Origin of the sequence: Aminobacter sp. UC22_36, from assembly GCF_044056035.1 — a bacterium.
Classification (GTDB): Bacteria; Pseudomonadota; Alphaproteobacteria; order Rhizobiales; family Rhizobiaceae; genus Aminobacter.
Genome location: NZ_CP171996.1, coordinates 1206072 through 1232962 on the forward strand (window position 1 = coordinate 1206072; position 26891 = coordinate 1232962).

A 26891-nucleotide genomic window follows, 5' to 3' on the forward strand; every position below is an offset into this window, starting at 1 on the left:
ATGGCCTTCATTTTCGACGCATCGAGACAGACGCCGGCCGAGCTCGCCAGGAAGCGGGCGGCGGCCGAGGCGCTTGCCGGCCCGACGCCGATGCCGCGCAATGTCGGCGAAGGGCTGACAGCGCTTGGCGAGGCGATCGGCTACCGCATGACGCTGGGCGACATCGCCCGGGGCGAGGCGGCCGAAAACGCGGCGCCGCCCGTCGGCGCTGCCCAGTCGCCCTTCGGGGCCGGTCCTGCCGGCCCGACCGGAAGCCGCGGCGGCATGAACGGCCCGGCTGCCGCCACTCCGGCTGTGCAGCGCGTGGCGCAGGCGCTCGGGGCCTATCGCGGCACGGCGGCCGACAGCGGCATGCCCTTTCAGGCATCGGCCACCCCGCCCGCCGGCCCGACAGTGCCGGCAACTGCGGTGCGGCCGACACAGGCGCAGTCGACCCATCCGCTGCCGACGCCGCATCAGGCCATGTCGCCTGACATCGATGCCAGAGCCGGACCGCCTGGTGAGGCGCAGCACAGCACCAGTGCCGACCCATTGTCGATCCTCGGCAGGGAACTCGACCGCTACGAAAAGCTGGTCAGGGGGACCGGCATCGAGGCCATGCCCGGGCAGGACAAGGACAATCTCAACGCCGTCCGCCAGGGCATCATGCTGCGCATGAAGCCGCTGTTTGATCCCGACGGGCCTGACCTGTCGCGCATCGAACCCATGATCTACGACCCGGTGGTCGCCCCCTTCAGGGATGGCGGGCTGGCCAAGCTGCCCGACCAGCTCTGGACCGGAGCCTGGGGCGAAGCCGGCGCGCGCGCCCAAAACAGCGCCGCCGAGCTGAGGCGCATGCTGGCCAACACCAGGGACGTCAACGCGATCAACGAAAAATACGGGCTCGAACGATGACCGATATCGCACGCATCAACAGAAATGTCGCCAAGCTGGTCGGGCAGAACGCACCCCAAGCCGAGGTCGACGCCTATCTCGCCAGTGAGGGCGTCACCACGAAGGATCTCGGCGCGGCCAATGGCGCGCAGCCTCAAGGTGCCGGCGGGGTCAGTCATCCCGAATTTGATCCCGCAAACGTGCCAGGTGGTGTTACCGGCTACAATGCGCGCACCGGGTTTGTCGAGGACAGTGACGCCGATCTTGACGCCTTCAGCAGGACGAATTTTGCCCAGGCGATGTCCGGCCTCAACGAAGGCATTGCGACCACGCTCGGCCTTCCCATCGACATGGCCAACGTCGTTGTCGGCCTCGGCATGAAAGGCATCAATGCCGTCGCCGGGACCAACTTGCAGCCTTCTGCCGAGCCGCTCGGCGGTAGCGCGGGGCTCAAAAGGAGCCTGGTCGACATCGGTTCGATCAGGCCCGAGACGCATGATCCCGGACAGCGGTTCCTTCGCCGCGCGTCGCAAGAAGTTGGCTCAGTGGTGGTTCCAGGGCTGAATGCGGTGTCAAAGGCGCAGGCTCCCGTGCGGGAAGGCGCAAAGATCTTGATGACCAGTCTCGGCAGCGGCGGCGGCGCGGCGGCTGCAAATCAGATCGCTCCTGACAATCCGTGGGCGGAGTTGGCCGGGCAGGTACTCGGCGGTCTGAGCGTCGGCGCGCCCATGGTCGCGGCCGGCCGGTACGCTGACAAGCGAGCAATTCAAGCTGCCATTCCGACAGATGGCGAGCTTCGGATGGCCAGGGATGCTGCCGTCAAGCGGGTTGATGCCACCGGTGCGACCTATACCCCGGAGGCGATGTCGGAGCTTTCGCGCCGCATCAAGGACGACGTCACCTCTGCCGAATTCGATGCTCGCCTCCAACCGCGCGCCGACGCGATGATGCAGATCATCAAGAAGCAGCTGGACGGCAAACCGCAATCGCCTGCCGAACTGACCAAGCTCCGCAAGTCTATTGAGGACAACTTGCTCGACAAGACTGGCACGACGGCCGAACGCTCTCATGCCACCAAGATGATCGACAACATCGATGGGTTTGTCGGTGCGGCAGGCCCGAGGCAGATCAGCGCCCGGAATGTGCCGGAAGCCGACACGGCCATCCGCGAAGCGTTCGACCTGGAGACGCGGCTGCGCAAATACGAGCCGGTTGCCGAGGCGCTCAATCGAACCGGGCTGCGAGCCGGATCTCGCGGCAAGATCGACGACGCCGCGCTGGACAGGCTCCACGCGGTTTACAACGATCCGCAAAAGTCGGGTCGCTACTCGCCTGTCGAAAGGGAGCTCATGGAGCGTGCCATTACCGGCACCACGGCGCAGAAGCTGGGCCGGCAGATCGGTACATTGGCGCCATCGGGAAGCGGCCTGCAGCAGGCGGTGGCCATGGGCGCCAACGCTTTGAACCCGGTGAAAGCGATCCTGCCAGGAGCGGGCATGGTCGCGAAATTTCTGACAGATCGGGCAAGGGGCAAGAACGTGGACGAGCTGGTCCAGACCATCCTCTCAGGCGCGCCGGTGAAGAAAGTCCGGCTCCTGAACGACAGCGCCAGACGCGTGGCGGCAGCGCTCATGGCTGCCCAGGCGGCGAATGCCAACGCCGATTGAGGCGGTTGCCGTAGCCGCGTTGCCGGCAACCCTAGCCGGCCACGGTAGCCGGGAGAAGGCCGTCTGCGTCATGCATAGGATGCGTCGTGGTCGACCAGAGGCGGCACTTTGTCGCTCAATCGGGGTCGCTCAATCGGGCTACTCCCCTCCATCCTGGCCGCAAGGGAGCTTGCGGGAATAGGCGTCGAGGCGACGTCCGTCGAAAATGACAGTTGAATAGGTTTGTTGCGATGCCAAACAATCCGACTACGTAGTCGGCGGGAAGGCCGAATCGGGCCGCTCCTCTCCATCTGGGGCGCAAGGTAGCGTTCCGGAATAGACGTCGAGGCGACGTCCGTCGAAAATGACAGTGGTATCGTCAATGAACGTCAACTCAGACGTCGAGCCATCCTTGCACGATAGCTGGGCCGTGGGGGTGTTCAAAGGCCAACTGGTCATTGTGCAGTCTTTCTTCTGACTGCCGTCCACGTTGCCGAACGTGAATTCGAGTTTCTGAGAAACCAAAGATACTTCGCAACCCTCATCAATCCACGTCCTGGCTGACGCGGGCAATGCCAGCAGGACCACTGCGACGGCCAAAGCTATCTGTTTCACTCGATCCGCCCTTACTGCTCGCAGCCGCGTTCAATCACATACGGGGCCATCCTCGGTCACTTCTTGAAGCTCCAAGCCGGCGAAGACAACGCGGTTGCCCGACAACAGCGACAACGATGGCATTGACCCGTCGTCACATCTCATCTTTGCCTTGGCGCTGGCTATGGGCCAAGATTCTATCTTGCACTTAACATCCTGGGCTCCGTCCTTCCCGAAAGTGAAGGTGTCGTTTTCCGACACCAGACTGACCGAGCAAGAAACATCCGACCATGACTTTGCAAATGCGGGCTGCGCAAACAATGCGGCAGCAACAATGAGCGCTATTCTCATAAGTCTCTCACGCCTGTTCATAACATATGGTGATGAATCATGCCAGTTGAAGCCCGCACACCAATAGACGTGATCCTTGGAACGCCCGATGAGGCCGTGCAATACCTGGCGTTGCCGGCCACCCGTTAGAAGCCGCCGACGGCGGCTGATACGGGCAATGCCTGCAGGACCACTGCGGCGGCCAAGGCTATCTGCTTGAATCGCGTCCTTGCCGCTCGCAGCCGGGCTCGTAGACGTCCATGTCGAAGACGAGTTTGTCGTCAACCATTCGATAGGAATGCTCTGCGCCGTTTGGCTCGATGGCCTGTCGAAGCTGGATTCCTGTGCCGATGGAACGGGTCTCCAGAATGATCAGTTCGTCGTCCCGAATCCACTCCAGCACGAGATCGCCTGCGCGATCGATAATGAACCAGTTTGGCCGCTTGTTCGACCAGGAGTCGAATTCAAGGCGGTAGCACGGCCAGTCTTCGGCAAGCGCCGGAACAGGAACCAGGGACAGGAAGATGATGGAAACTCTCAACCTTAGCAGACGTGACATCGATGCTCTCGCGCGGCTCGCCTATGCAGAAGCCGCAAGTATAGCAACTAAAACCGGCGATGAAAGACTTGCCTACGGGACAGTTGTCGATGCAGTTCTAAATCGCGCGGCTGCGAAGCAAGATTATCTTGGCGGCGGCTCGATCTCGGGCGTCATCAACAGGCGCACGCAGTTCTCGCCTGTCAATGAGCTGGGCACGTGGGAGAAGTTACCCAAGCCGCCGCAACAGGTTTACGATACGGTCACATCCTATCTGGCGGACCGCGCCGCCGGCCAGCCAAACTATATGGGCAAGGCAACCCACTACCTCAACCCTGATCTTGCCGATGACGATGCAAAACGAACATGGGCTCGCGACTGGCAGTCCTGGCCGAGCGTTGGGGTCGGGAAGACGCGGCACTATTTCGGCAGCCCCGACCCGATCACTGTTCCAGACCTGAGTGTTTCATTCGAGCCTGACCCGATCCCGACCCCGAGGCCGACCGGGTCGCCATATCAGGACTACGCCCGCACACGCAGCCTGGCGCCAGCAGCCCCGGTCGATCGCAGCTTTCCCACCCGGCAGCGAGACTATGCCAGGCTGGGGGCCAGCTTGTCGGCCGCTGGGGTCGCGGGACTGGACGGGCGTTTGACGGCAGCGCCGGTCCCGTCTGCACCGGTTCAGCCACCGACGACTGCGCCTGTCGTGACCAAGGCATCGCGCCTGATGACGCCGGACCAGCGCATCGACCAGGCATTCAAGACGACATCCGTTCCTGGCGGGACACGTCAGCCAGGGGCGGGCATGGCCGCGAAATATCTCGCAAATCGGGCAAATGGCAAGAATTTGGAGGAATGGGTCCAGACCATCCTCTCAGGCACGCCGGCGAACAAGGTCCAGCTCTTGAGCGGCAGCGCCAGACGCGTGGCCGCCGCGCTCATGGCCGCCCAGGCGGCGAGCGCCAGCGCCGATTGAGCCGTCCTGGCGTTGCCGGCCCGGCAACAAGGCGGCCGGGAACAGGCTGGGGTGTGGTTGCACAGGCGCTCTTTATCGCTCAGTCGGGGTCGCCCGATCGGGGTCGCTCTGCTGATGCGGGCAATGCCGGTAGGACCACACGGCCAAGGCTATCTGCTTGAATCGCGTCCTTGCCGCTCGCAGCCGGGCTCGTAGACAGACATGTCGAAGAGGAGCTTGTCGTCAACCATTCGATAAGAATGCTCTTCGCCGTTTGGCTCGGTCGCCCCTCGAACCGGGATTCCGGTGCCGCCGGAATAGGTCTCCAGAATGATCAACTCCTCGCCCCGGATCCACTCCAGCGTGTTGTCAACTTCGCTAAAGCTGATGAACCAGTTTGGCCGCTCGTTCGCCGCGGCGTCGAATTCAAGGCGGTAGCACCGCTCGTCATCGGCAAGCGCCTGAACAGGAACCAGGGACAGGACGATGATGGAAGCTTTCAACATTGACAGACGTGACATCGATGCTCTCGCGCGGCGCTTCTATTCAGAAGCCGAAAGTATAGCAAATAGAACTGGCGATGAAAGAGCCGCCTGCGGGACAACAGCAGATGCGGTTCCAGATCGCGCGGCTGCGAACAAAGCATATCTTCGGTCGATCTCAGGCGTCGCCGCCGGCGGCTGATGCCGGAGCAGGACCACGGCGACGGCCATCCGGTTCGATCGGGCCGCGCCTACTGCCTGCAGCCGAGCTTGTAGACCTTGTCGTCAAAGCTGATGGCCGTGTCGTCGACAGCTGTGAAACTGTAAATGTTGCCGTCATCATCCGCGGCCGCCATGCGGGAAAGCCCGGCGCCGCTGCTCATGCTGCCGAGCTCGAGCGCAGCCGCCGCACCCCTTCCGGGCACCGCATCCTTTTCTGCGCCGTGTTGGAACGTCACCGTCCAGGGCGGGTCTTCCCTGAGCGCATGGCAGGTGTCGGCGAATTCAGGCGAAGCGGTCAGCAACAACAGTGCAACGGCTGGTTTCATGGCCATCCTCGTCAGGACGTGATCCTGGCAAAATGCCTGGGGTGGGCATGGTCGCGAAAGTCTGGGCACATCGGGCAAGAGGCAAGAACGCAGACGAACTGCTCCAGACGATCCTCTCAGGCCCGCCGGTGAAGAAAGTCCCGCTACCGAACGACGGCGCCGGACGCGTGGTGACGGCGCTCATGGCTGCCCCGGCGGCGAATGCTAACGCCTGTTGAGGCGGTTGCCGTACCAGTTCTTGGCGTTGCCGGCCACCCAGCCCCAGAAGAAGCCGACGATAGCGGTCGACACCGGGTTGCGCAGCAGGGCATTGTCGGGCGCATCACCCGTCATCCGCCCGATGACGGCGATGGCGACGCAAATGAGCGCGGCGACGGCGCCCCAGATGAGCGGGTTGGTCTTCTGCACAGTCACGGGCGCCCCCTGGCCAAGGAGAGGGCAGGATTTCAAGAAGTAACTGTCTAGTCAAGATCACCTGAACGACGACGATGACTGCGCCTGATCAGGTCAATTCGGGGCCGATCCGCACGCTGATCTTGGCTGGTGCAGGCACACATAATGCGACGCGCCTGCCAACTGGTGCCAACATCACCGCTGCTGTCGTCATCAGGTCAAAGGGCAGTTGCGTCAGCTATCAAACGGTGGAGCAGCAAGCAACATGCTGGTGCTGCATACCAATGGCTGCGCCAATCTGGCCGGAGGTCAATAACAACTTGTTCTGACGACACCGTTCATGCCCGGTGTGGATGTACATTGAACTGGCCTGTTGTTGGCACGCGCCGCCGCATTGGCCTGCATGTCGGCCCCCACATCTGCCATCGCGTCACCGAATTGCTGGCGTTTCAGCGCATTCGCATTCCTGGTTGCGACCTCCCTGTTGATCTCCTGCTGCATGCAGGCGTCGAATTCGGGATGGCCTTTGGCAATGCCTTGCGCTTCACATCTTTTGTGCAGTGAAGCAAACACCTGCTTGGTCTCGGTGTAGCTCATCTGCTCGATCGGCTTCGACTGGCAGCCGGCAAGTATTGCGAGAAGGAATATGGGAAAAGAGCGCATGCGCCGATAGGTCCGTTCTGCCCAGCTTCGACAATGGGCGCTTCAGGGGCCGCTTCAGGAGACAGTTGTGCGCAGTGCTACTGCTGTGCGCCGCCGGCGGGCTTTGTCGACGCCTCGATCAGCTCGGCCTGGCGGATAAGGCCTTCGGCGATCTTTCGCGCCTGGTGGGGCTTGATCAGGAGCTCGACGCTGTCGGCCGTGGCCTCGCCACGCCGAACCCGCTCGATGTGGTCCTGAGAGGTCACATATTCCAGGCGGACAATGAGGTTTCCCGGCTCAAGCGCGTTGATATGCACATTGATCAGGTTCGGTGTGTTGGTCGTGTTCTCGAACTTTGCAGGCATATGCGTCCCTTCCGAATCGCCGGGATCATGCCGGTGCACCACCCAAGAGTCCATCAGCCGCCCGAGGCGGCTTTTTTCATGGAGATTGCCGATGCCGCGTAACGGCTTGGGTGTGATGTCATGGCCGCCGAACACCAACGGCGTGCCCAACACGACGGTGTCGAGCACCAGATACAATGCCTTTCTCGCCGATCTTTTGGCCGACCTGAATGCGGTGCGGCCGATCACATCAGGCGGCACCGGCGGCACCTCGGCCGTCTCGGGCAATGACGGGCTCAACACGTCAGGCGCCGACATGGCCTCGGCGGCAACGCTCAACCTCGCCAACGCCACAGGTGTCGTGATCACCGTCACCGGCACGACCGGCATCACCGCACTTGGCACTGTCAGCTCCGGTGCGATGCGCACGCTGATCTTTGCCGGCGCGCTGACGCTGACCCACAATGCGACGAGCCTCATTTTGCCGGGTGCTGCGAACATCACGACTGCTGCCGGTGATGTGGCTGAGTTCAGGTCCAAGGGCGCGGGAAATTGGGTCTGTGTGGGCTATCAGCGGGCGTCAGGGGGGCCGACGGTTAACACGTTAGTCCAACCGACGCTGACCTTGAAGCAAGGAGTGAACCCGACCCCTACCGCAGAGGCCGATATCCAGTGGGATACCGATGATGACGTCATCGTCGTTGGCGACGGTGTTGGACAAGAGATATTCGCTCCGCTTCCTGCCTCAACCGCCGCTGGTGACATGCTTTACCTAGCAGGAGCAAAAGCTCAGGCTCGCCTTGCAAAGGGTACGGCCGCCCAAGTTCTTCAAATGAACCCAGGAGCGACGGCTCCGACTTGGGCAGCTCCGATTGCAGCTCATCAAGGGGTTGCGAAAGCCTGGGTCAACTTCAACGGTACTGGCACTGTTATCATCCGTGACAGTTACAATGTGACATCGATTACCGACAACGGTACAGGCGACTACACCATGAATTTCACGAACGCGATGGCGAATTCTAGCTATGCGGCTGTGGGTTCCGCGCGCTCTGATGCGGGCGGCGGTTCGTACAACGTCGGCTGCGTGACAACTGTCACACCAGCAACTACCACCTGTCAGATACGCACGCGTGCCGTAAACAATACCGCGCTCGATTGCGATATCACCAACGTAGCTGTCTTCGGAGATTGATATGCAGCGCATCATTCACCCAAGTGGCGACGGCGTGGCCGTGGTTATCCCAGCTGAAAAGAGCGGGCTCCCCATTGAGGAAATCGCTCGCAAAGACGTGCCTGCAGGCGTGCCATATCGAATTGTCGCGACCGCCGATATCCCTACCGACCGATCGCAACGTGAACTCTGGACCGCCGATTTCAGCCAACCTGACGGACATGGCATCGGTGCCGCAGCCTGGCGTGCAGAGGAGGCAATTCTTGCCACTGCTCACGCCGAAGAGATGGAGGAAGGCAAATGACGGTCATCAGCATTCGACCCGCTCCGTCACCACCTGTTCCCGACGTTGTCTCTTCTCGGCAGTTTAAGATGCAGCTGGAGATCGACGGTCTAACCGTACCTGTCGAAGGCTGGGTCTCCAGCCAACCCAAGCTTATCCAGATCGCTTATGTCGAGAGCAAGACATTCAATCGAGACGATACCATGTTGCAATCGGGCTTTGCCGCGCTCGGCTACTCGTCGGCACGCGTGGATGGATTCTTCACCGCCGCATCTAAACTTTGACGCCGAAAATAGGACCAGATATGGCGTAGCAAATGAAGCGCCACGACTTGGTCATCCTCACTGGCAAACAACGCCCGCTCTTAAATGACCTGTGGCTACAGGTTCGCGAGCGCCTGCGCGGTCGCGAGCGCCAGTATGGCGGTCACCCTGGCGTTACTCGCAGCCTTGTCGAAGGATTGAAACAGTTGGCCGGCATCGACTGGCTCTACGCACGACGCTTTGGCAGGTTGCGGGCAAAGACGGTTCATGCCGTCGCAGACGCCCGGGCTGTTCGGACGGGCATTGCGGCGAAGCGCGGCGGCCTGTGCGATCGGTTGATCGTCGGCCCGAACATTGTTGTCCGAGCCTTCGAAGAAGATGCGGTCTTGGCGTCTCCTGAAATTGATTTGGTACTGGTTCCGAGCAAGTGGGTCCAAGATGCCTATGAAGCTGATGAGCCGCGTCTGATTGGGAGGATCGCGATCTGGCCGGCAGGTGTGGACGCCGATCATTGGGCACCATCGGGCGGCAAGCGCAGCAAGGTCTTGGTCTATGAGAAGCGTCAACCCGAAGCTGCAGCCGAAGCATCCGAGATGATCCGAGCTGCGGGCTTCGAGCCCGTAACGATCCGCTATGGATACTACCAGCCCGAGGAATTCAAGCGGGCTCTGGACCAAGCGATAGTGTGCGTCGTGGTCGGTCAGAGCGAAAGCCAGGGGCTTGCCTTGGCCGAGGCGTGGTCAATGGATGTGCCGACATTTGTGCGACGTTTCGACGTCATCCCCGACGAGGGCACTCCTTGTAGCGCTGCACCATATCTGACCGAAGCAACTGGCGCGTTCTGGTCGGATGATGATGAACTTCGGCAATTGCTGGCCAGTGGCCCAGCCAACTACTCCCCTCGTGACTGGGTCTTGGAAAACAACACCGATCGGCATGCTGCAGAGGCACTTTTGCAGATAGCCTTTCCCCAAGGGGTCAGCGCGAAGGTGGCATGATCTGACCGTCTAGTTGCTGAACTCGACTTGCGAAATCCGGGCCCGTTAACCGGAACAGGTCGATATTCGCTCGGATCGATTCCTGATCCCAGGTCCACCACTGAAGCGCTTGTAGTGTCGCAATCGTTTCAGGCTCAAAGCGCATTCGGATCAGCTTGGCAGGGTTGCCGGCAACGATTGCATACGGTGGAACGTCCTTGGTCACGACGCTCCCCGCCGCGATGACTGCTCCGTTACCGATGGAGATACCGGGCATGATCATAGAACGGTAGCCGATCCAAACGTCGTGCCCAACCGTGGTTGGGCCCTTGAAGACGGAGTCATCGAACAGCCCGCCGGTGCTAGCTATTGAGTAGCCCGGATAAGTCGAAACCAAGTCGGGCCGATGGTCGGTTCGGAAGAAAAAGACCACCTCGTCCGCAATCGAGCAGAACGACCCAACTGTTAGAGGGGTGTCCTTCGGGTAGTAGCCGATGAGCACTGCCTTACCCATGCCGTAAGTCTTGCGCCCGATCTCGATGCCGGGCAGCGGATCCTGATCAGCGGGCTTGGTTGCTGGCAGGAAGTCGACATGCATGCGCTCCCTTCGTAGCCCCAGTCTAGTTCGCAATCCACGCAGAAAGCCCATAGGCGACGGCATAGCAACGCGGTCCGACGTTGTCGAATTGATTCACTCGTCTTCGAATTCGCCTTGATCGCCCGCACCTCTGCCGACCAATCCGTCCTCTGGTCGGGCCGTGCTTAATCCTGAACTGGCGATTTAATGCTCGTCAGTCATGCGTGTTCAGTTCGACATCCCGGTGGATCGCGTAGCCAAGATGTTTGTGTGACGCCTTTGGCGATCGGCCAGCACGATATGCAAGCACGGTAAAAAGCGCCTGATCCTGACGATGGTTGGCGCGGCTGGAGCCTACGGGCGCGATGCAATCACGGATCATGGCGCAATCCGCCCATTCGTTGACGAGCCGAACGCCCACCTCTTGGCGCATGTCAAAGGCGACGCAGGCGCCGTTCAGATTAGGAGCGTTAGCCATCCAGTCGGCTGGCAGGCCAAAGTAGGCAAGCATGCCGGGATGGGTCCAGCCCGAAACCGTGCCGCTGGAATGGGCACTGTGATATCCGAACCTCGCAGTTTCCCGGCGAAGGTGGTGCAAGGGCTCCTTGATGATATCGCCAGCATCCATCCAGCATATGATTTCAGCTGTTTCCAAAGCGACATCACGGACGAGCTGCGGCTTCCATGCATACTCGCCAGCGGCAACCTTGATGTTAAAGAAAGCGGGATAGCGTTCGAATTCGAACCGACGCACTTCACAGCCGAAACGGTCGCGTATTGCCGACACTTCAAGCCCGGTCATTCCAAGGTCGTAAACGATCAAACGCGCCCTCGGCTCATGCCTTGCTGCACTGGCAAGTAGATTGAGGGCAGAGCGCGCATGGCTCGTGTCGCAAGCTGTGACGAGCGTAAGACTTGGAGCTGCGAAGTAGCTTCTGAGCGTGGACAACATGTCCCTTTTATACTGCACCTATAAGTAAGCGAAAGCCCGACTTTCAACCGTCTTCGAGTTTCGCCATCAGCCGCCCCGAGGCGCTTTTTTTCATGGAGATTTGCCGATGCCCCGTAACGGGTTGGGTGTGATGTCATGGCCGCCGAACACCAATGGCGTGCCCAATACGACGGTGTCGAGCATAAGATACAATGCCTTTCTCGCCGATCTTTTGGCTGATCTGAACGCGGTGCGGCCGATCAATGCCGGCGGCACCGGTGGCACCTCGGCGGTCTCGGGCAATGACGGGCTCAACACGTCAGGCGCCGACATGGCCTCGGCGGCAACGCTCAACCTGGCCAACGCCACAGGTGTCGTGATCACTGTCACCGGCACGACTGGCATCACCGCACTTGGCACTGTCAGTTCCGGTGCGATGCGCACGCTGATCTTTGCCGGCGCGCTGACGCTGACCCACAACGCGACAAGCCTCATTTTGCCGGGTGCTGCGAACATCACGACTGCTGCCGGCGACGTGGCTGAATTCAGGTCCAAGGGCGCGGGAAATTGGGTCTGTGTCGGCTATCAGCGGGCGAATGGCGCGCCAGTGGTCAACCCGGATGCCTCCGCGACCGCAAAAGGCATTGTCGAGCTGGCAACCAACGCGGAAGCGATTGCCAAGGCTGACGCAGTTCGGGTTTTGGTTCCGGCCAATCTTGCAGCACTTGGCTCAAGCGACACGCTTGCCGGGCTTGTCGAAATAGCCGATCAAACTGAGATGGAGGCGGGATCGTCTACCATGTTGGCGGTGTCGCCAGGCCGCCAGCACTTCCATCCCAGCGCTGCGAAATGCTGGGGCTACGCTACCGTCTCAGGTGGTGTGCCAACGCTCCAGGCGTCCTACAACATATCGGGCATCGTCGATAACGGCACCGCCGACATCTCTTTCACCGTTGGCACTGACTTTTCCAGTGCCAATTGGGCGTGCATCCCCGGATGTTCGAACAGTCTTCGACCCCCAACCTCATCTCGTTGATCATTCAGTCTCAGGCGGCGGGAACTGTTCGCCTGCAAAAATGGGATGGCGCTATGACCGGCAACTCCACCTCTCCTTTCTATGACCCATTCTCGTGGTCGATGGCCGGCTATGGAGATCAATGATGAAGCCCGAGGTAGAGCATATTCTGGCGCAACGGTTGGATGGCTTTGTCTCATGCGCCCAGTTCGTGATCAGGGGTGATGGCGGCACGGAAGAAACGCCCGTCATCATGGAAACCGAAGCGACAGATGCGGCAATCGAGGAATTCCTTGCCAAAGCTGGCGTGTCTTGGGTGTCATGGCGTCGGATCGACCCGACAGACCTGCCCGGCGATGGCACATTCCGAAATGCATGGCGCGATAGCGGTGAAGCCGTGGTCATCGACATGCCTGTCGCCCGCGATATTGCACGCGACCATCTGCGCAGGGTCCGCGCGCCGCGGCTCATTGACCTGGACGTGCAGGCGGCTCGCGCGATTGAGCAGGGCAACACAGGCGCGCTTGCCGAAATCGCCGCTGACAAGCAGCGGTTGCGCGACATCACAAATCGTTCGGAGATAGCGGCAGCTGCGACCCCGCAAGACTTGAAGGCGATTGTCGAGCAGATCGCAGCCGAAATGCTCAAGCCCTAAATTCGCTTCCGGTACCAAGCATCCCAGCGCGACCAAAACCGGTGGACCCGCTTATAGCCACGCAACTTCATCAGCCGATCAATCTCTTTTTCGGCTGGCGTGAAATTGTGCTCGATGGCAAAGAGCCGAACGTCAAAACGACCGAAGTCGAAACCGGCGAGGATTTCGGGCTCACTGCCTTCGGTGTCGATGCTGATGAAGTCGATCTGCCTGGGGGCATCGTAGCGGGTCAACAGGTCATTCAGGCTGATGGTCGTCTGGTCTACCCTGGAGTGATTGGCTCGGTTGCGGGCATGGCCGTCAACGCCTGCGAATTGCTCCATGGTCGACAGTTCGGGATGGTCAGGGACGAACAACATGGTGACGGCGTCGCCAGAGGTGCGCCCGACCGGCTGGGTACAAAGTGGTGACGTCCTCCGCGTGACAATGGCCTGTTCCATCGCCGGATTGGGCTCTGCCAGAATGCCTGTCCAACCCATCTGCTCAAGCATGTAGGTGTTGGAATGCCCGATCCCGTCACAAGCTCCGACCTCGACAAAATAACCGTCGGTCTTGCCGCCAGCTTCTGACAATGCCCAAAGGTCTTGCTGGAGCTGCGAATAGCTTTTGCGCTGGCTGCGAATGAACGCAGGCGGAAACGCTGACCTGAGCAGATTGCTTAGTCGCATCGAGCCCTCGAGCTTGCTTCGAGCAGCTTTAGATTATCCACCCCCACTTTCAACCGTCTTCGAATTTCGCTGCCTCGCCCCGCGGGAATGACGGCGGCTGACAATGGAGCATCACATGGACCTGACTGACGCCAGCGCGCGGCTGATCGTCGATGCGTGCCTGAAACATGGCTTGTTGCGCAACCAGTGCGCTTATGTGCTTGCCACCGCCTGGCACGAAAGCGGCCGCTTCCGCTACATGCGCGAGATATGGGGGCCGACGGCCGCCCAGAGGCGCTATGAGGGCCGCAAGGACCTTGGCAACACGGTTGCCGGCGACGGCAAGAGGTTCATGGGCCGCGGCTTCGTCCAGATCACCGGGCGCCGCAACTATGCCGACTGGGGCAGGCGGCTCGGGCTTGATCTGCTGAATGCGCCGCAGCTTGCCGAAAAACCTGAGATTGCCGCGCGGATCATCGTCGAGGGCATGAAGCTCGGCACCTTCACCGGCAACAAGCTTGCCGACCACATCACCTTGCAGGCTTCCGACTTCACAAGTGCGCGGCGCATCGTCAACGGCCGCGACCAAGCGGTGTTGATCGCCGGCTACGCGCGCGCGTTCGACGCGCTGCTGCGCGCCGACGGCTATGGCGAGGTCACCACGCCCGAGCCGGCGCGCGGCTGGCTGGCCCGCATCATCTCCTGGCTGTTCTCGTAGAAGGAAACCGCAATGACCCAGCAGCAGAACTTCCTTGGCCCGCTGATCGCCGGCAAGGTGCTTGAAACCGTCATCGGGCGTGTGCTCGACAAGGTGGCGGTCAATCCGAAGATCTCGCTCGAGCCGACCGACGTGCCAGCCGTGCGCGAGGTGGTCGCGGCGACGGTGCGGCGCGAGTTGGCCTGGCGCGAGCAGCATGCGACCAACAGCGAGCCGGCCTATCAGTCGCGCGTGGCGCAAGGCTCGGTCGCTTCGATCCTCGGCGCGCTGGCCGTCATCGCCGAGCTGTGGACCAACGGCGTGCCGGATACGCCAACGCTTTATGTCGGCCCGGCGACGATCCTCGTCGGCGCGGCCTGGGCGCTGTATGGCCGCTTCATCGCCAGGAAGCCTTTCGGTGCATGATGGAGGGTGAGATGGACCTGAACGCAAAACCCGCCGACCGCCTGGCCGAGCTGCCGGTGAAAACACGGGAGTTTCTTGCGCAGCTGCGCGAAGAAGACATCGACACCTTGAACGCCGGCCTGAAGCTGGTCGTTGCGACCATGACCGTCGGCCGCGCCGTCAAATGGCTGATTGTCGGCATCCTCGGCCTGTTTGCCGGCGTCGTGCTGTTTGGCGAAAGCGTGCTGAAGATGCTGGCCTGGTTCCGACCACCGCCGACGTAGCCACCTGCTGCAGACACCTCAACACCGCCGCCGATGTCGCTGGCGGAACCTTCGCTGGTGGAGCCACCGCGATGAGGGGCTGGGCAAACGGGTCGGCCAATGGCAAGGACGCTTGAAATCCGGCCGTCTCAATGCGCATATCGGTGCCATGAGCAGTGGCCGACAGCTTGCACTTCCGATCATATCCGGGCGCCATCGGGGCGCACCGGCAGTGACCGGAGGCAAGGGTGCATCACAAACGAAAGAAGCCCAAGAACGCCAGGGCTGGCTGCCTGATGTGCAAGCCACACAAGGCTAACGGAGCCTGTCCCCGCCACCTGAACATGCGGATTGGCAATCGTCGCAGGTTTGAGGCTGGAAGCTCTCAGCTTCGATGTGCGGAAATTTTGGCTCGCTGACGCTACTGCCGACTGAACTCCCGCAACAGCCCCGCTGGCTTCGAGCTGGCGGGGCTTTTTACCGCAGAACCTGACCGGGCTCAGAATTTCTTGATCAGGCCGAGCCGGATCATGTGCAGGTCGTCTGAAATGCGGTACGCGCCATCGAAGCTATCGTCTTGCGAATGCTTGCCAAAATTCGCATAGGAATAATCCAGCCTGCCGACCCAGTCTCCGGCGAAGGCATGTTCAAGGGCCGCGCCGACCAGGAGGCCGGCTCTTGCCTTGTCGCCAAAGACCGAGGCATCCGGATCAGCTGAGCCGCCGACACCGCCATCGATGTCGCCGTAACCGTAGTCGATCTTGGCGACGATCAGCCCCGCCCTTGCGGTTATCAGGGTGCGGTCCATCGCGTAACCAAGCCGACCAGCCAAAGCTCCGTAGAAGCCGTATTCCGTTGTCGCGAAGTAGTCATCGCCGTTCGGGAACCAAAAGTCGTCCTTGGCGCCGAGATAGCCGACTTCACCTTCGAGACCATACACCAACGCGCCCGACTGCCAGTTCATGCCGGCGATAGCCGCCCCCACCAGGCCGTTTGGGCTGAGCCGGGCCTCGTCATCGGGGGCGGACCCGTCAAAGCCGCCGTCGGCAGTGGCTTTTGAGGCGCCGGTCCCATAACCAAGGACGACACCGGCATAAGCACCGGTCCAGACAAAACCCGACGGCTCCGTCGCGACAGAGTCGGCAGCTAGCGTGACGCCGCTCGACAGCAGCAGGGCGGACACCGCGACAAGAATCGATTTCATGCAAAGCCCCCAAAAATTCAGCCTGGCGTTGTATAAGCGACTGCAGGACACGCTGTGAAGTGGAGGCGTTGAGGTGACGGCGGAATGGCGCTTTGCTGTCGCTGAAACGCCACAGTAAGGCCAGCTCTTCCAGGCTTGATTTACCGGTGGTTAACCCTGCCGCGCCATCATGGCGCAGCGGTCATGTATTCAGTTCCGCCGACGAACAACCCAATCGCCCCGCTGCCGAAAGGTAGCGGGGCTTTTGGCGTTCAAGCCTGCAATTTCTGTCGGAGGAACGGAATGCCAGGGACTTCGTTCTTGCGTGGCGGAGCACCCGCCAATGGAACCATCGCTGCGGGAGCGGGCACCCTCCGGCAGGCCTTCGCTTGTGGAACTTATTGAGGCGCGGGAAGTTGTTGCTAAAGAGCATGGCCACCCCCCTCCGGCCGTGCTCGCAGCAGGCCTGCCGGATGTGCCCCATCCGGCAGGCCTTTTTCATGGAACTTACCATGGTCTGGAAGCTTGACCTTCGAGCGGGCGATTGTCCGTTGAGTAGGTTGCCGCTGGTCAGGGGGGGCCTATTTTGTTTGCAAGCCAACAGGGCGGCACCTCCCGATAGGGCAGACTTCAATGAATATTCCCAGCAATCACCTCAGTGACGCCGAAGCCATCCGTCACGACCTCAGGCTGTTAAGGAAACGGATCGCTGCGCTTGATGATCGCGCAAGCTTCGATGACGTCGATATCTTGTTGTCGGTGGCGGAATCGCATGTCGACCAGCACCTCGCTACTCTGCAGCGTAGCGGCGAATAGCTTGAGGTTGGGTTGCAACAGCTTGAACCAAGGCATCTATGAACTCATCTGGGTACGCGCCTTCGGCGCATAAATCGGTGATCAGCTCGCGTGCCAGCGCACGAAGGTCCGACAAGTCGGTTGGCAATGGCCTCATCCGGCGAAAGGCGCCGAGGGCAATCTCGAAGTCAAAGGCAGAGACGTTCGAGGGGCTCGTCATAGCTTCCCTCCCGTAAATCAGGGCGGAAGCTTGATCTTCGCTCGCAGCCGGCGATGCCCATTGTAGTTATCGTCGATGCCGAGACTATACACCCTCATGACGGGAACAGCCACAGCTACGCGGTTGCATCGGGGAAATGGGCAGCATTTGCCGTGGTCGCCGGTAGAGACCACCTTTGACGGTATTTGGGGGGCTCGGACGCATTTTGCTCGCATGGCGTGCACCACTATCGCCGCCGCTTTGGCATAAAGCGCATACGGAATATCCGCCGGGCTTCATCATCGTGGGTCGTTTGGCACTGGTCGGCAGCGATCAGATTGGACTCAGGCACCATGCGGTCAAATGCCTCTTCCGTGCTGCGGATGCGATAGTGAGGGAGGCCGTTTTCGATAGGCACGATTGTCTTGACGGTGAAGCTGTTGGGTGTGCCAAGCGGCACGCCGGCGCGAGACCTGAAGCTGACGGCCTGGCCGACGCCGAAGGCGGGTGGTTGAGGGTGTTCATGCATCAGATGCAAACGCGTCCGGCCGCGATTTGTTGCGGCCTCATGTGAAGGCGAGCTCTCTTTTGGGCACCTGTTCGCCGGCGTGGTCATGTTGGGCGCGCGCGCGCTGAAAATCCCGACGTGGTTCAGGCCACCGCCCGCTGATCATTCTCCGCTGCCGACAAACTGTCATGCTTGCACCGGCGGTTGCCCCGCTGCCGAAAGGCGGCGGGGCGCCTTTGCCTGTTGGGCCAACAAGGAACCTGCCGAAGCCGGGCCTGAACGTTGCGCATTGCCTGGTGGGCATCAGAACTTGTAGGCGACACCCACGCGCAAATCATGCGTGCGAAGATCGACGCGATGGATGTCGGATGTGCCTTCGCCGGGCGCGAATGCGAACCCGTTGGTGCCATAGTCTGAATAGATGTACTCGGCGCGGACGAGGAGATTTTGCGTGGCAGCCCATTCGATGCCGCCACCGACCGCATAGCCGGTGACAGTTTTTTTGGCGCGATTCGTGCCGTCGTCGTTGTGGTCACCTTCAAAGCTGGCGACAGCAAGTCCGCCGGTCAGGTAAGGCATGATGTTGCCAGCGGCGTAACCGGCGCGAGCACGAAGCGATGCACCCCACTTCGAATCATAGGTAATGAAGGCCGGATCCTCAGGCACTTCGGCGGACGCGTACTTCAGGTCTGCTTCCACACCAAGAACGAGATGACCCATCTGATGGTTATAGCCGGCATAAATCGCGCCCGCGAAGCCGCCGTCAGAGTACCGTTGATCGTCGAAGGTCAGGTCCTGAAGCGACAGTGTGTTGAAGCCGGTAGCAGCGCCGACATAGACGCCCGACCAGTTGTATGCTGCCGCGCCCTCGTCGATCACGACGGTGTCCGCGGCGGTCGCAGCGGTGGAGATCGCGACCAGTACAGTTGCTGCCAGAAGAATCGGTTTCATGGATGCCGTGCCCTCAAAGATGCCGCGTTTGCCCGACAGGCGACGCGGTGTTGTCGAGCTTTTGGTGTTGCATTGTCTATCGGCGGCGTCTTGGGCTGAGCCGCACCTGATTTGTCGTGGAAAGCACTGCGGCACTTTCTCAGTTGGTATGGCCGCTCGGGCTCGGGGAGCACAGCTGCAAGGCGTGCAAAGCTGACGCCCACCGTCTTCGTCAAGCCTACGCCCAGGCGGCTGCCCGCGCGGCTTGCCGGTCGTTTAGGCTGCCATATGGCTGACGCGGTCATCTATCCAGTGGCGTTGACCAACCACCCCGTCACCGAGAGGTGGCGGGGCCTTTGTTGTTTGAGCGGTCACGGCAAGCGGTTCAGCGATATTTAACCGTGCCCTGAATTGCCCGTGGACGCGGCTTAATCACGACAAATGGGGCACGTACCGAGGCAAGGGAGCCAGACAAGCACACAGGAATTGCCCAATGGATGACGGGAAAACGACCTCCGACCGGTGGGTGCCATTGAAGTGCCTGGCAAATGTCGCCTTGCTCTTTGCGCCCATCGCTATCGGGCTTGGCATCCTGGCGATGGTCTCTGCCGATCATGATCGGGAGGTGGATGCCGTGGTCACTGGTACCATTCAGCAGCACTAAAAACGGTCGCGGCGGACGCCCCGTTGCTACCAGGCAGCGGGGCTTTTTTGCCATCCCCATCTTGCCCCAATGGCTGCGATGAATATTAGGTAAAGGCGGCGGTCCGCAGCTCAGGGGAAGAGCGCCAGCCTCTGGGTTGGAGGCCTCCGGTCGAGACGTCGCCGGCAAACCTCAAATTGTCGCCAGATCGCCCGTCATGTCGCCATCAAGGCGATGATGCGGGCGAGCTCGGTCGGATCGCCGCTCACGGCGGAGAAGATCAGGCAACAGGCGAACCAAGCTGTGCATTTGTTCGGCCCTGATATGGATCATCGCCAAGATTGCATGTTGTAGTTGCAGGCGGCTGTATTTGGTTCCACTCGCTAGGTCAAAGCAACTGTGGTAGGTTAGCTTCCGCTTGGTGCAGGGGGAGATGCTATGGCGCATCATGAAATTCTATTGCACTTGTCAAAGGCGTTGAATATTTCACTCGGCGTCAATGATTTGTTCTTGGCTTCGCTTATCGGCATGGCATGTCTGGAGGCATCGCAGGCAAGGCGTGTGCGAAAGCCGAAGAAGAAGCGCCGATTGCGACGGGCAGCCTAGGCAGCCAGGACAGCGCTCCACTTGCTTCGGATGGCGGCGCTGTTGCGTAGGCTGAGCCAATTTCGCCGATCAATGGCCTGCGCCAGCACAATCCCCAGGCGGCTTGCGCCTGCTTGTGGGGAGATGGCCGCCGCGACAAACGCGATGCCGACAGAGCCATTTCGGGTCAAAGCTGTGCCTGACGGTTCCGCTTCGGTAGACAGCGTCGGCAGGACATGGTTGCTGCCCAAAGATCCGTCGCGTGGCTGGCACAGGGAAGGCATCGCATGACTGACGCGTTCAAGGTGGCGATCGTCATCCATGCCTTCTACATGGATGTGTTCGATGAAATTCTCGATCTCGTGCAAAGCCTTCCGGCGCGCCACAAGCTGTTTGTAACGACGGTGGCGGAGCGCGCGCCTGAGGTGGCTTTGCGCCTCGATGCCAGCGGTCGGGATCACGAGCTTTACGTGTTCGACAACCGCGGCCGCGATGTCTTGCCGTTCCTGTGCGTGTTTCCCGCGCTTCGCGCTGAGGGGTTTGAACTTGTCGTCAAGGTCCACACCAAGAAATCGCTGCATCGGGCCGATGGCGACGCGTGGCGTCGCGCAATGGTTTCAGCACTGCTGCAGCCACAGCAGCTGCAACGCGCGGCCCAGGCTTTTGGCGAAGATCCCGCTCTTGGCATCGTCGGCCCCGACGGCCATTTGCTGTCGGTCAAAAGCTATATGGGCGGCAATGAAGCGCGTGTCCTTGCCATCGGCCAGCGCCTTGGGCTGAGCCGCCAGGACGTGCTCGACGCCGGATTTTGTGCCGGATCCATGTTCATGGCGCGCAGCAACGTCATTGCGCCACTTGTCGATCTCGGCTTTAAGGCTGCCGATTTCGAGCCGGAGGCCGGGCAGATCGATGGAACCCTGGCTCACGCATTGGAGCGGTCGCTGGCCCTTGGCGCCGTGGTTCTCAAGCGCCGGCTTGCCTCGAGCGCCGATCCTTTCGGCCCTGCCAGCTTCAACGACGGCTATGAATTCGCGAGACGTCCCCCTGCCGGGCGCCTTAAAAGCGCCTTCCGGCGGATATTGGGCTGATCAACGCCGGCGCTTGGCATCATCAGATGATGCCTTGCTCGAACAGGCGCCTTTTCGTCGAGCCCAACTGGTCGCCCGGCACTTTCCTTTTCATGTCGGAGAGAATGTCGACGAGATGGCCCTCATGGCCGACGTCGACGAGGTTGTGCTCGATTTCGTCGATGTCGAACACCAGGCGATACAACAGGTCACGTTTCATCAGCGGGCAGTCGAAGTATTTCTTGTACAGGAATCCAGCCGTATGGATCTGGGAACGCCTGGCGATCTGCGCGCAGATATTCGACACCAGCCCGCTACGGCTTTCGTCGTTGAAAACAGACGGCGGAAGCCGCAGTTCGCGGCAGATGTAGGTGTTTGCCTGCGCGATGTCGTTGGAGGCGCTTTCGGCCAGATATTGCCGGATCCGGTCGGCTGAATAGATCGAGGTGACCGACTGCGCGATCGGCAGGATCGCCTCGGAAAAGCCGATCTCGCCTTTCCCGATCGCCCACAGGCGCGAATTGGCCGGCAGGTAGTCGTGCCAGAATTTCGCGAACGCCGGGCTTTTGAAGATCCTTTGGCTCACCGAAAAGCAGAAGGACTGGATGTGGTAGACATGTTGCCAGTTTTCGAACGAACCGGCGACGTCGGCGTCCGCGCCCGCCAGTTGCTGGAAAAGCGGGGTCAGCCCTTTCTTGAAAAAGTACACGCTGTCGTTGAGGTAGAGCAGCCGTGTCGGGTTTTCATTTTCGAGCAGATGAAGCGTCGCGTCGCGGTAGCCGCCAAAGTCGAAGCCGGCATTGTCGCGAATGATGATCCTGGAACAGCGTTTTTTGAGGTCGAGCAGCCGTCCGGCATCCAGCTCGTGATTGACGACCAGGATCACATTGGCACTGATTTCGTCCAGCGATGCGAGCGCATTGTCGACATACCACGGCGTCTCGGTCGGCTGCCAGATCAGGAATATGGCGTAGATGCCGCCAGCGTGATGCCGCTCGCCCTGGTGGAACTGAACCGGCTGTTGTTTTCCGAAACGGCGACTGAACCTGGCTCTGAAAACCTCGACATCGTGGTAGCGCAATTTGGCGATACGCTTCTGCAAGGATCGTAGCGGGCGGAATCTTGGCATTCTTATCTCTGTTGGGCTGATCTCTATGGGCCGATCTCTGTCGGGTGCCACAGCTTCGCCGGACAATCGGGCGCGATGCGGTGCTGTTTGTTCCAGCCCATCGCGACGATGCTGGCAATTTCTTGACGTGAGCCGCTTGCGATACTAGGCAGGGTTCCTGTTGGTTGGTAGCTCCGGCACCACTATCAGCTATTTCCCTCGCGGAGGAGCGGAGACGACCGTCCATGCTCGAACGGCGCGACACCTACGACGCCCTCTACCGTGATTTCCGCTGGCATATCCCGCAAAAATTCAACATCGGCACCGCCGTCTCCGACCGCTGGGCTGTGGTCGATCCCGACCGCACAGCGCTGCTCGACTACCATGTCGACGGGGCGGCGGAGAAGCTTTCCTTCGGCGAGCTGTCGCGCCGCTCCAACGCCTTTGCCAATGCCTTGCGGAGCAAAGGCGTGCGCCGCGGCGATCGCGTCGCGCTGCTTGTGCCGCAGAGTTTTGAAACCGCGATCGCCCATGTCGCGATCTACAAGCTCGGCGCCATCGCCGTGCCGCTCGCCTTGCTGTTCGGCGTCGAGGCGCTGGAGTACCGGCTGCAGACCGCAGGCGTCAGGGCGATCGTCACCAACGAGGCCGGCTTTGCCAAGGTGAGCCCAATCAGCGGCCGGCTGCCCGGGCTCGAAACCATCGTCGTCGTCGGTGGCGGCGATGTCGATGATTTTGATCGCCTGGTGGCGTCGCATTCGCCTGTCTTCGCCGCCGAGGACACCCATCCCGACGATCCGGCGATGATGATCTTCACCTCCGGCACCACAGGCCCGCCCAAGGGCGCGCTGCATGGCCATCGCGTGCTGCTTGGCCATCTGCCCGGCATCCAGATGGCGCAGGAGTTGCTGCCGCAATCAGGCGACCTGATGTGGACGCCGGCCGACTGGGCCTGGGCCGGCGGCCTGCTCAATCTTTTGCTGCCCGGGCTCTATTTCGGCCTGCCGGTGGTCGCGGCACGCTTCGACAAATTCGCGCCGGAAGCCGCGCTTTTGCTGATGGAAAAGATGGCGGTGCGCAACGCCTTCATCCCGCCGACCGCATTGCGCATGCTGAAGGTCGTGCCCGACATCGGCAAGCGCTTCAGGCTCAACCTGCGCAGCATCGGCTCCGCCGGCGAAGCCCTCGGGCGCGAGACCTATGACTGGGCCGCCGCCGAGCTCGGGCTGGTGGTCAACGAATTCTATGGCCAGACCGAGTGCAATGCGGTGCTCGCCTCCTGCGCCGGGCTTGGCGTCAGCCGTGGCGGTTTCATCGGCAAGCCGGTGCCGGGCCACCGCGTCGCCATCATCGACGGTGACGGCCGCCGCGTGCCGGCAGGCGAGCCTGGCCAGATCGCCATCGCCCGGCCAAACCCGGTGATGTTTCTCGAATACTGGCAAAGCCCCGAGGCGACCGAGAAGAAATTCATCGGCGAGTGGATGACCACGGGCGACCAGGGCATCGCCGACAAGGACGGTTATGTCGCCTTTTTCGGCCGCGACGACGACGTCATCACCTCGGCTGGCTTCCGCATCGGCCCCGGCGAGATCGAGGACTGCCTGACCGGCCATCCGGCAGTGGCGCTGGCCGCCGCCGTCGGCAAGCCCGACGCGCTGCGCACCGAGATCGTCAAGGCCTATGTCGTGCTCAAGGATGGCGTTGTCGGCGACGCGGCACTCGCCGACGAGATCAAGCTTTGGGTGCGCGAGCGGCTGTCGGCACATGAATATCCGCGCGAGGTCGAGTTCGTCGATTCGATGCCGCTGACCACCACCGGCAAGGTCATCCGCCGCATCTTTCGCGACCGCGCCAGGCGCGAGACGAAGACGATCTAGCGCTTCTTCAACAGGCTGCGCACCCGGTCGCGCAGCTTGGCGGCAAGCTTTCTGGTCTCGCGATACAGATGCAATTGCGAGGCGGCCTGGCGGGTGGCGCGGTCGGCGTCCGGCGTCAGCCCGACGACGAAGGTGCCCATCGGCTTGCGCTCGCTCCACATCTTGCCGACCATCGGATGATCGGGCACGGCGCAGCTATCGGTCATCATGATGTTGGGATCGTCGAGATGCTGGCCGGTCACCGCCATCATCAAGAGCACGCCAGGCGAAAACGCCGACAGCGTCTCGTCATAGGCGGTCTTCCAGGTGTAGGCGACGCCGGCCTCGACGAAGACGACGAGGCTGGCAATGGTGCGGCCGTCGAGCGTCAGTGTGTGGATGCGGCACATGTCCTGCTCCGACATGCGGTGCACCGCCTCACGCGCGAAGGCGGCGCGGTAGCGGTCGATCGCCATGGCGGTGCGCTGGCGGCCTTTCCAGCCGGATGCCTCGAGCGTCAGGAACTGCTCGATGGCGTGGCGCACGTCGTCCTGGGTGCGGGCGACCTTGTGCTCGACGACGCCCTGGTCGGCGAGCCGGCGGCCGAGGCGACGGAATTCCTTGTAGTGGCGGCTGCCGAGCGATTCCTTGAGGTAGTCTTCGCCCTCGGCGTCGCTTTCGAGGAAGGGCCGTTCGAACTGGCCGGTGATGACGAGCGGCAGGCCGCGGCTTTCGGCGGTCGCGCTCAGCATGCGCGCCACCGCGCCGTCGAGGCGCATGTCGGGCATGACGAAGACTTTCGGCAGCTTGAGATGCGGCCTGGCCAGCATGGCGAAGAAATCGGCGATCACGCCTTCGGGGTCGTCGCGGTCGAGCAGCGGGGTGCCGAGCGGGCCAAACGGGCTCGACCATGTCCGCATGACAGGTATGCCGAGCGGCACTGCCGGCTTTTCGACCGAATAGGGCACCAGCAGCCGTAAGCGGCTGCGGTACTCGGTGCCGTCGCGGATGACGGCCAGGCGCACCTCGCGGTCCTCGAGCCTCGGCATGGCAGGGGCGAGGAAACGCGGGTTGAAAAAGACGTTGGGCTCGATGGTGCGGGCGCAGAGATGGTCGAGTTCCTCGACCAGGTCGAAGCCGGCGGAGGCCGGATAGATGGCAAGCCGCCGCAGCGGCCGTTCGGCCGAGGTCAGCTCGAGATGGGCTGCTTCGGTCGCGTCGGCTGGCAAACCGGCAATGCCGGCGATCAGCGAGCCCGCCGGGCCGCCACTGGTTTCCTCAAGAAGCGGGATGGCTGCCATCAGGCGTTCTCTACCGTGCGTTTGGTGGGGATGAACAGGACCATGACGATGCCGAGCTTGCGCCAGACGGTGAAGGACAGGGCTGTGGCTTCGAAAATCATCGCCGCCGAGGTGGCAATCGCCGCACCCCACAGGCCAAATGCCGGGATCAGGATGACGTTGAGGCCGATATTGAGGGCAAGGGTTGCGGCATAGACCATGGCGCAGACATTCTGGTAGCCGCTCATCGTCAGCAGGCTTTCGCATGGCCCGACCGCCGAACGCGCCACCACGGCTGCGACCAGCAAAAACAGCAGCGGGTAGCCGTCGGCGAAGCCGGGGCCGAACATGCCCAGCAGCGGCTCGCCAAGCAAAAGCACCAGCACGCCCATCACAAGCGACGGCCAGAACGTCCATGACACCGTCTCGCGGGCGAAGGCGCTGAGCTTTTCCGGTTCGCCATGGGCGATCTGGGCGTAGCGCTGGGCGACGCCGGCCTTGACGGCGAAATAGACGAAATGGACCAGCGCCAGGGTCTTCACCGTGGCGAAGTAGACCGCGACCTTGTCGGGGTCCATGTAGAAACCGACCATCAGCACGTCGGCATTGGTGAGCAGGAAAAAGAAGCTTTCGACCAGAAAGATCGGCAGCGAAATCTTGAGCCAGTAGCCGAGCCTGATGTTGCGCGGACCGGCGGGAATGCGCTGGTCGGCGCGGGTGGTGACACGGACGAACTGGGCGACCGTGGTCACGTAGGTGGCGACGATGGCGGCCAGGACGGCGGTTTCGGCCGTCGGCGCAAGGCCGGCCCCGACCGCCAGCGCCATGAACACCAGGATCAGCACCGGGCGGGTGATGTAGGTCGGCACGAGTGCGGAAAACGCCCAGGAATTGGCCCGCGCCAGACCCTGCAGCACGTCGGACAAGGCCAGCATTGGCAGGCAGATCATGCCGAGCGCAAACGGCACGACATAATAGCTCTCGATGCGGCCGGAAAAGGCCCAGACGCCGGCGGCCCCGAGTGCGGCGATGACGGTCGAGGCAATCAGCACGAACAGCCGGCTGGCCAACAGCACGCCGCGCAATTCGGCGAGCATGGCCTTTTCGCGGTATTCGGAGATGAAGCGAATGATCGAGGTGTGGAAGCCGAAGCACGACAGCGAGCCGACGATGATCATCGAGACCCAGACGAGCACGAAGATGCCGTATTCGAAGCTGCCCATCCAGCGCGCCAGCAGCACCTGGCTGACAAAGGCGATGGCGGCGCTGACGATGCGCACGGCAAAGGCAAACAGCGACATGCGGCCGGCTTCGCCACGCGCATCAGTGCTGAAAACGATGGCATCGACACGGCGCAGCAATGGCCTCAGGCGCGCGGCAATGAGCCCGGGCAACCATTTTTCGGCCGTCATCGCTGCGGAAAAACGCAACTCGATACACTCCATCTTCCGCGATTTCGCTCACAGCATGTAGCCGAGAGCCATTAAGAAACGGTTGGGTGAACCAAA

General features: G+C 61.5%; 32 protein-coding genes. 15 read left to right on the forward strand and 17 right to left on the reverse strand.

Features of this window, described 5'->3' with window-relative positions; all coding sequences use genetic code 11:
• Both ACHMW7_RS09150 and ACHMW7_RS09155 read left to right on the forward strand, forming a co-directional pair.
• Entirely contained in the window at positions 1 to 894 is an 894-nt protein-coding gene (locus ACHMW7_RS09150) for a hypothetical protein (protein ID WP_395449952.1), read from the forward strand.
• A gap of 278 nt (positions 895 to 1172) precedes the next feature.
• A complete protein-coding gene (locus ACHMW7_RS09155) occupies positions 1173 to 2540 on the forward strand; it encodes a hypothetical protein (RefSeq protein WP_395449953.1) in 1368 nt (455 codons plus the stop codon).
• Between the two features lie 624 nt (positions 2541 to 3164).
• Here the strand turns inward: ACHMW7_RS09155 and ACHMW7_RS09160 are convergent.
• Both ACHMW7_RS09160 and ACHMW7_RS09165 read right to left on the reverse strand, forming a co-directional pair.
• Positions 3165 to 3464, reverse strand: a complete 300-nt coding sequence (locus ACHMW7_RS09160; protein ID WP_395449954.1) for a hypothetical protein — start codon at positions 3462 to 3464, stop codon at positions 3165 to 3167.
• Positions 3465 to 3651: 187 nt separating this feature from the next.
• Positions 3652 to 4002, reverse strand: a complete 351-nt coding sequence (locus tag ACHMW7_RS09165) for a hypothetical protein (protein WP_395449955.1) — start codon at positions 4000 to 4002, stop codon at positions 3652 to 3654.
• On the opposite strand from ACHMW7_RS09165, the gene ACHMW7_RS09170 reads away from it, so the two are divergent.
• Positions 3968 to 4957, forward strand: coding sequence for a cell wall hydrolase (locus ACHMW7_RS09170; RefSeq protein ID WP_395449956.1), 990 nt, complete (start codon positions 3968 to 3970; stop codon positions 4955 to 4957). The genes ACHMW7_RS09165 and ACHMW7_RS09170 overlap by 35 nt on opposite strands.
• 149 nt (positions 4958 to 5106) lie before the next feature.
• Here the strand turns inward: ACHMW7_RS09170 and ACHMW7_RS09175 are convergent, their stop codons facing one another.
• The 5 genes from ACHMW7_RS09175 to ACHMW7_RS09195 form a co-directional block, all read right to left on the reverse strand.
• Positions 5107 to 5457, reverse strand: coding sequence for a hypothetical protein (locus ACHMW7_RS09175; protein ID WP_395449957.1), 351 nt, complete (start codon positions 5455 to 5457; stop codon positions 5107 to 5109).
• A 212-nt stretch (positions 5458 to 5669) separates the two neighbouring features.
• Positions 5670 to 5966 carry a hypothetical protein gene (locus ACHMW7_RS09180; RefSeq protein WP_395449958.1) on the reverse strand — a complete coding sequence of 99 codons (297 nt, stop codon included), beginning with the start codon at positions 5964 to 5966 and terminating at the stop codon, positions 5670 to 5672.
• Positions 5967 to 6170: 204 nt separating this feature from the next.
• Positions 6171 to 6380 (reverse strand): hypothetical protein, encoded by a 210-nt coding sequence (locus tag ACHMW7_RS09185; protein ID WP_395449959.1) that lies wholly within the window; start codon positions 6378 to 6380, stop codon positions 6171 to 6173.
• A gap of 288 nt (positions 6381 to 6668) precedes the next feature.
• The gene (locus ACHMW7_RS09190; protein WP_395449960.1) at positions 6669 to 6956 is read right to left on the reverse strand and encodes a hypothetical protein; all 288 of its coding nucleotides are present in this window, start codon (positions 6954 to 6956) and stop codon (positions 6669 to 6671) included.
• 143 nt (positions 6957 to 7099) lie between these two features.
• A complete protein-coding gene (locus tag ACHMW7_RS09195) occupies positions 7100 to 7534 on the reverse strand; it encodes a hypothetical protein (RefSeq protein WP_395449961.1) in 435 nt (144 codons plus the stop codon).
• On the opposite strand from ACHMW7_RS09195, the gene ACHMW7_RS09200 reads away from it, so the two are divergent.
• The 4 genes from ACHMW7_RS09200 to ACHMW7_RS09215 are packed head-to-tail and all read left to right on the forward strand — an operon-like array spanning position 7509 to position 10060.
• Positions 7509 to 8537, forward strand: coding sequence for a hypothetical protein (locus ACHMW7_RS09200; RefSeq protein ID WP_395449962.1), 1029 nt, complete (start codon positions 7509 to 7511; stop codon positions 8535 to 8537). The two genes, ACHMW7_RS09195 and ACHMW7_RS09200, sit on opposite strands and share 26 nt — an antisense overlap.
• 1 nt (position 8538) lies before the next feature.
• Positions 8539 to 8820, forward strand: a complete 282-nt coding sequence (locus tag ACHMW7_RS09205; RefSeq protein ID WP_395449963.1) for a hypothetical protein — start codon at positions 8539 to 8541, stop codon at positions 8818 to 8820.
• Positions 8817 to 9083: a hypothetical protein gene (locus tag ACHMW7_RS09210; protein ID WP_395449964.1), complete on the forward strand. Its 267-nt coding sequence runs from the start codon at positions 8817 to 8819 to the stop codon at positions 9081 to 9083. The genes ACHMW7_RS09205 and ACHMW7_RS09210 overlap by 4 nt, the downstream gene beginning before the upstream one ends.
• Before the next feature lie 32 nt (positions 9084 to 9115).
• Entirely contained in the window at positions 9116 to 10060 is a 945-nt protein-coding gene (locus ACHMW7_RS09215) for a hypothetical protein (protein WP_395449965.1), read from the forward strand.
• Here ACHMW7_RS09215 and ACHMW7_RS09220 read toward each other — a convergent pair.
• Both ACHMW7_RS09220 and ACHMW7_RS09225 read right to left on the reverse strand, forming a co-directional pair.
• Complete coding sequence (locus ACHMW7_RS09220) at positions 10041 to 10637, reverse strand: CatB-related O-acetyltransferase (RefSeq protein WP_395449966.1); 597 nt, start codon at positions 10635 to 10637, stop codon at positions 10041 to 10043. The two genes, ACHMW7_RS09215 and ACHMW7_RS09220, sit on opposite strands and share 20 nt — an antisense overlap.
• 193 nt (positions 10638 to 10830) lie before the next feature.
• Entirely contained in the window at positions 10831 to 11568 is a 738-nt protein-coding gene (locus ACHMW7_RS09225; RefSeq protein ID WP_395449967.1) for a DUF1647 domain-containing protein, read from the reverse strand.
• Positions 11569 to 11674: 106 nt separating this feature from the next.
• Here ACHMW7_RS09225 and ACHMW7_RS09230 point away from each other — a divergent pair, with 106 nt between their 5' ends.
• The gene (locus ACHMW7_RS09230; RefSeq protein WP_395449968.1) at positions 11675 to 12583 is read left to right on the forward strand and encodes a hypothetical protein; all 909 of its coding nucleotides are present in this window, start codon (positions 11675 to 11677) and stop codon (positions 12581 to 12583) included.
• 121 nt (positions 12584 to 12704) lie between these two features.
• A complete protein-coding gene (locus ACHMW7_RS09235) occupies positions 12705 to 13217 on the forward strand; it encodes a hypothetical protein (RefSeq protein WP_395449969.1) in 513 nt (170 codons plus the stop codon).
• On the opposite strand, the gene ACHMW7_RS09240 is transcribed toward ACHMW7_RS09235, so the two are convergent.
• The gene (locus ACHMW7_RS09240) at positions 13214 to 13885 is read right to left on the reverse strand and encodes an FkbM family methyltransferase (protein WP_395449970.1); all 672 of its coding nucleotides are present in this window, start codon (positions 13883 to 13885) and stop codon (positions 13214 to 13216) included. The two genes, ACHMW7_RS09235 and ACHMW7_RS09240, sit on opposite strands and share 4 nt — an antisense overlap.
• Positions 13886 to 14000: 115 nt before the next feature.
• On the opposite strand from ACHMW7_RS09240, the gene ACHMW7_RS09245 reads away from it, so the two are divergent.
• From ACHMW7_RS09245 to ACHMW7_RS09255, 3 genes are read left to right on the forward strand one after another with little or no spacing between them, the layout of a single operon-like run.
• Positions 14001 to 14582: a glycoside hydrolase family 19 protein gene (locus tag ACHMW7_RS09245; RefSeq protein ID WP_395449971.1), complete on the forward strand. Its 582-nt coding sequence runs from the start codon at positions 14001 to 14003 to the stop codon at positions 14580 to 14582.
• Between the two features lie 12 nt (positions 14583 to 14594).
• A complete protein-coding gene (locus tag ACHMW7_RS09250; RefSeq protein WP_395449972.1) occupies positions 14595 to 14987 on the forward strand; it encodes a hypothetical protein in 393 nt (130 codons plus the stop codon).
• Positions 14988 to 14998: 11 nt separating this feature from the next.
• The gene (locus tag ACHMW7_RS09255) at positions 14999 to 15250 is read left to right on the forward strand and encodes a hypothetical protein (RefSeq protein WP_395449973.1); all 252 of its coding nucleotides are present in this window, start codon (positions 14999 to 15001) and stop codon (positions 15248 to 15250) included.
• Positions 15251 to 15728: 478 nt separating this feature from the next.
• Here the strand turns inward: ACHMW7_RS09255 and ACHMW7_RS09260 are convergent, their stop codons facing one another.
• The 4 genes from ACHMW7_RS09260 to ACHMW7_RS09275 form a co-directional block, all read right to left on the reverse strand.
• Complete coding sequence (locus ACHMW7_RS09260; RefSeq protein ID WP_395449974.1) at positions 15729 to 16412, reverse strand: outer membrane protein; 684 nt, start codon at positions 16410 to 16412, stop codon at positions 15729 to 15731.
• A 693-nt stretch (positions 16413 to 17105) separates the two neighbouring features.
• Positions 17106 to 17264 (reverse strand): hypothetical protein, encoded by a 159-nt coding sequence (locus tag ACHMW7_RS09265; protein WP_395449975.1) that lies wholly within the window; start codon positions 17262 to 17264, stop codon positions 17106 to 17108.
• A gap of 389 nt (positions 17265 to 17653) precedes the next feature.
• Positions 17654 to 18022: a hypothetical protein gene (locus ACHMW7_RS09270; RefSeq protein ID WP_395449976.1), complete on the reverse strand. Its 369-nt coding sequence runs from the start codon at positions 18020 to 18022 to the stop codon at positions 17654 to 17656.
• 195 nt (positions 18023 to 18217) lie between these two features.
• Entirely contained in the window at positions 18218 to 18865 is a 648-nt protein-coding gene (locus tag ACHMW7_RS09275) for an outer membrane protein (RefSeq protein WP_395449977.1), read from the reverse strand.
• Positions 18866 to 19337: 472 nt separating this feature from the next.
• Between ACHMW7_RS09275 and ACHMW7_RS09280 the strand changes: the two genes are divergently transcribed.
• Both ACHMW7_RS09280 and ACHMW7_RS09285 read left to right on the forward strand, forming a co-directional pair.
• On the forward strand, positions 19338 to 19508 hold the full coding sequence (locus ACHMW7_RS09280; protein WP_395449978.1) for a hypothetical protein: 171 nt from the start codon (positions 19338 to 19340) through the stop codon (positions 19506 to 19508).
• Positions 19509 to 20359: 851 nt separating this feature from the next.
• A complete protein-coding gene (locus ACHMW7_RS09285) occupies positions 20360 to 21160 on the forward strand; it encodes a rhamnan synthesis F family protein (RefSeq protein ID WP_395449979.1) in 801 nt (266 codons plus the stop codon).
• A gap of 22 nt (positions 21161 to 21182) precedes the next feature.
• On the opposite strand, the gene ACHMW7_RS09290 is transcribed toward ACHMW7_RS09285, so the two are convergent.
• Positions 21183 to 22268 (reverse strand): rhamnan synthesis F family protein, encoded by a 1086-nt coding sequence (locus tag ACHMW7_RS09290; RefSeq protein WP_395449980.1) that lies wholly within the window; start codon positions 22266 to 22268, stop codon positions 21183 to 21185.
• 224 nt (positions 22269 to 22492) lie between these two features.
• Here ACHMW7_RS09290 and ACHMW7_RS09295 point away from each other — a divergent pair, with 224 nt between their 5' ends.
• Complete coding sequence (locus tag ACHMW7_RS09295) at positions 22493 to 24124, forward strand: AMP-binding protein (RefSeq protein ID WP_395449981.1); 1632 nt, start codon at positions 22493 to 22495, stop codon at positions 24122 to 24124.
• On the opposite strand, the gene ACHMW7_RS09300 is transcribed toward ACHMW7_RS09295, so the two are convergent.
• A complete protein-coding gene (locus ACHMW7_RS09300; RefSeq protein ID WP_395449982.1) occupies positions 24121 to 25404 on the reverse strand; it encodes a GNAT family N-acetyltransferase in 1284 nt (427 codons plus the stop codon). The genes ACHMW7_RS09295 and ACHMW7_RS09300 overlap by 4 nt on opposite strands.
• Positions 25404 to 26813: a lipopolysaccharide biosynthesis protein gene (locus ACHMW7_RS09305; RefSeq protein ID WP_395449983.1), complete on the reverse strand. Its 1410-nt coding sequence runs from the start codon at positions 26811 to 26813 to the stop codon at positions 25404 to 25406. The genes ACHMW7_RS09300 and ACHMW7_RS09305 overlap by 1 nt, the downstream gene beginning before the upstream one ends.
• Positions 26814 to 26891 lie beyond the last annotated feature (78 nt).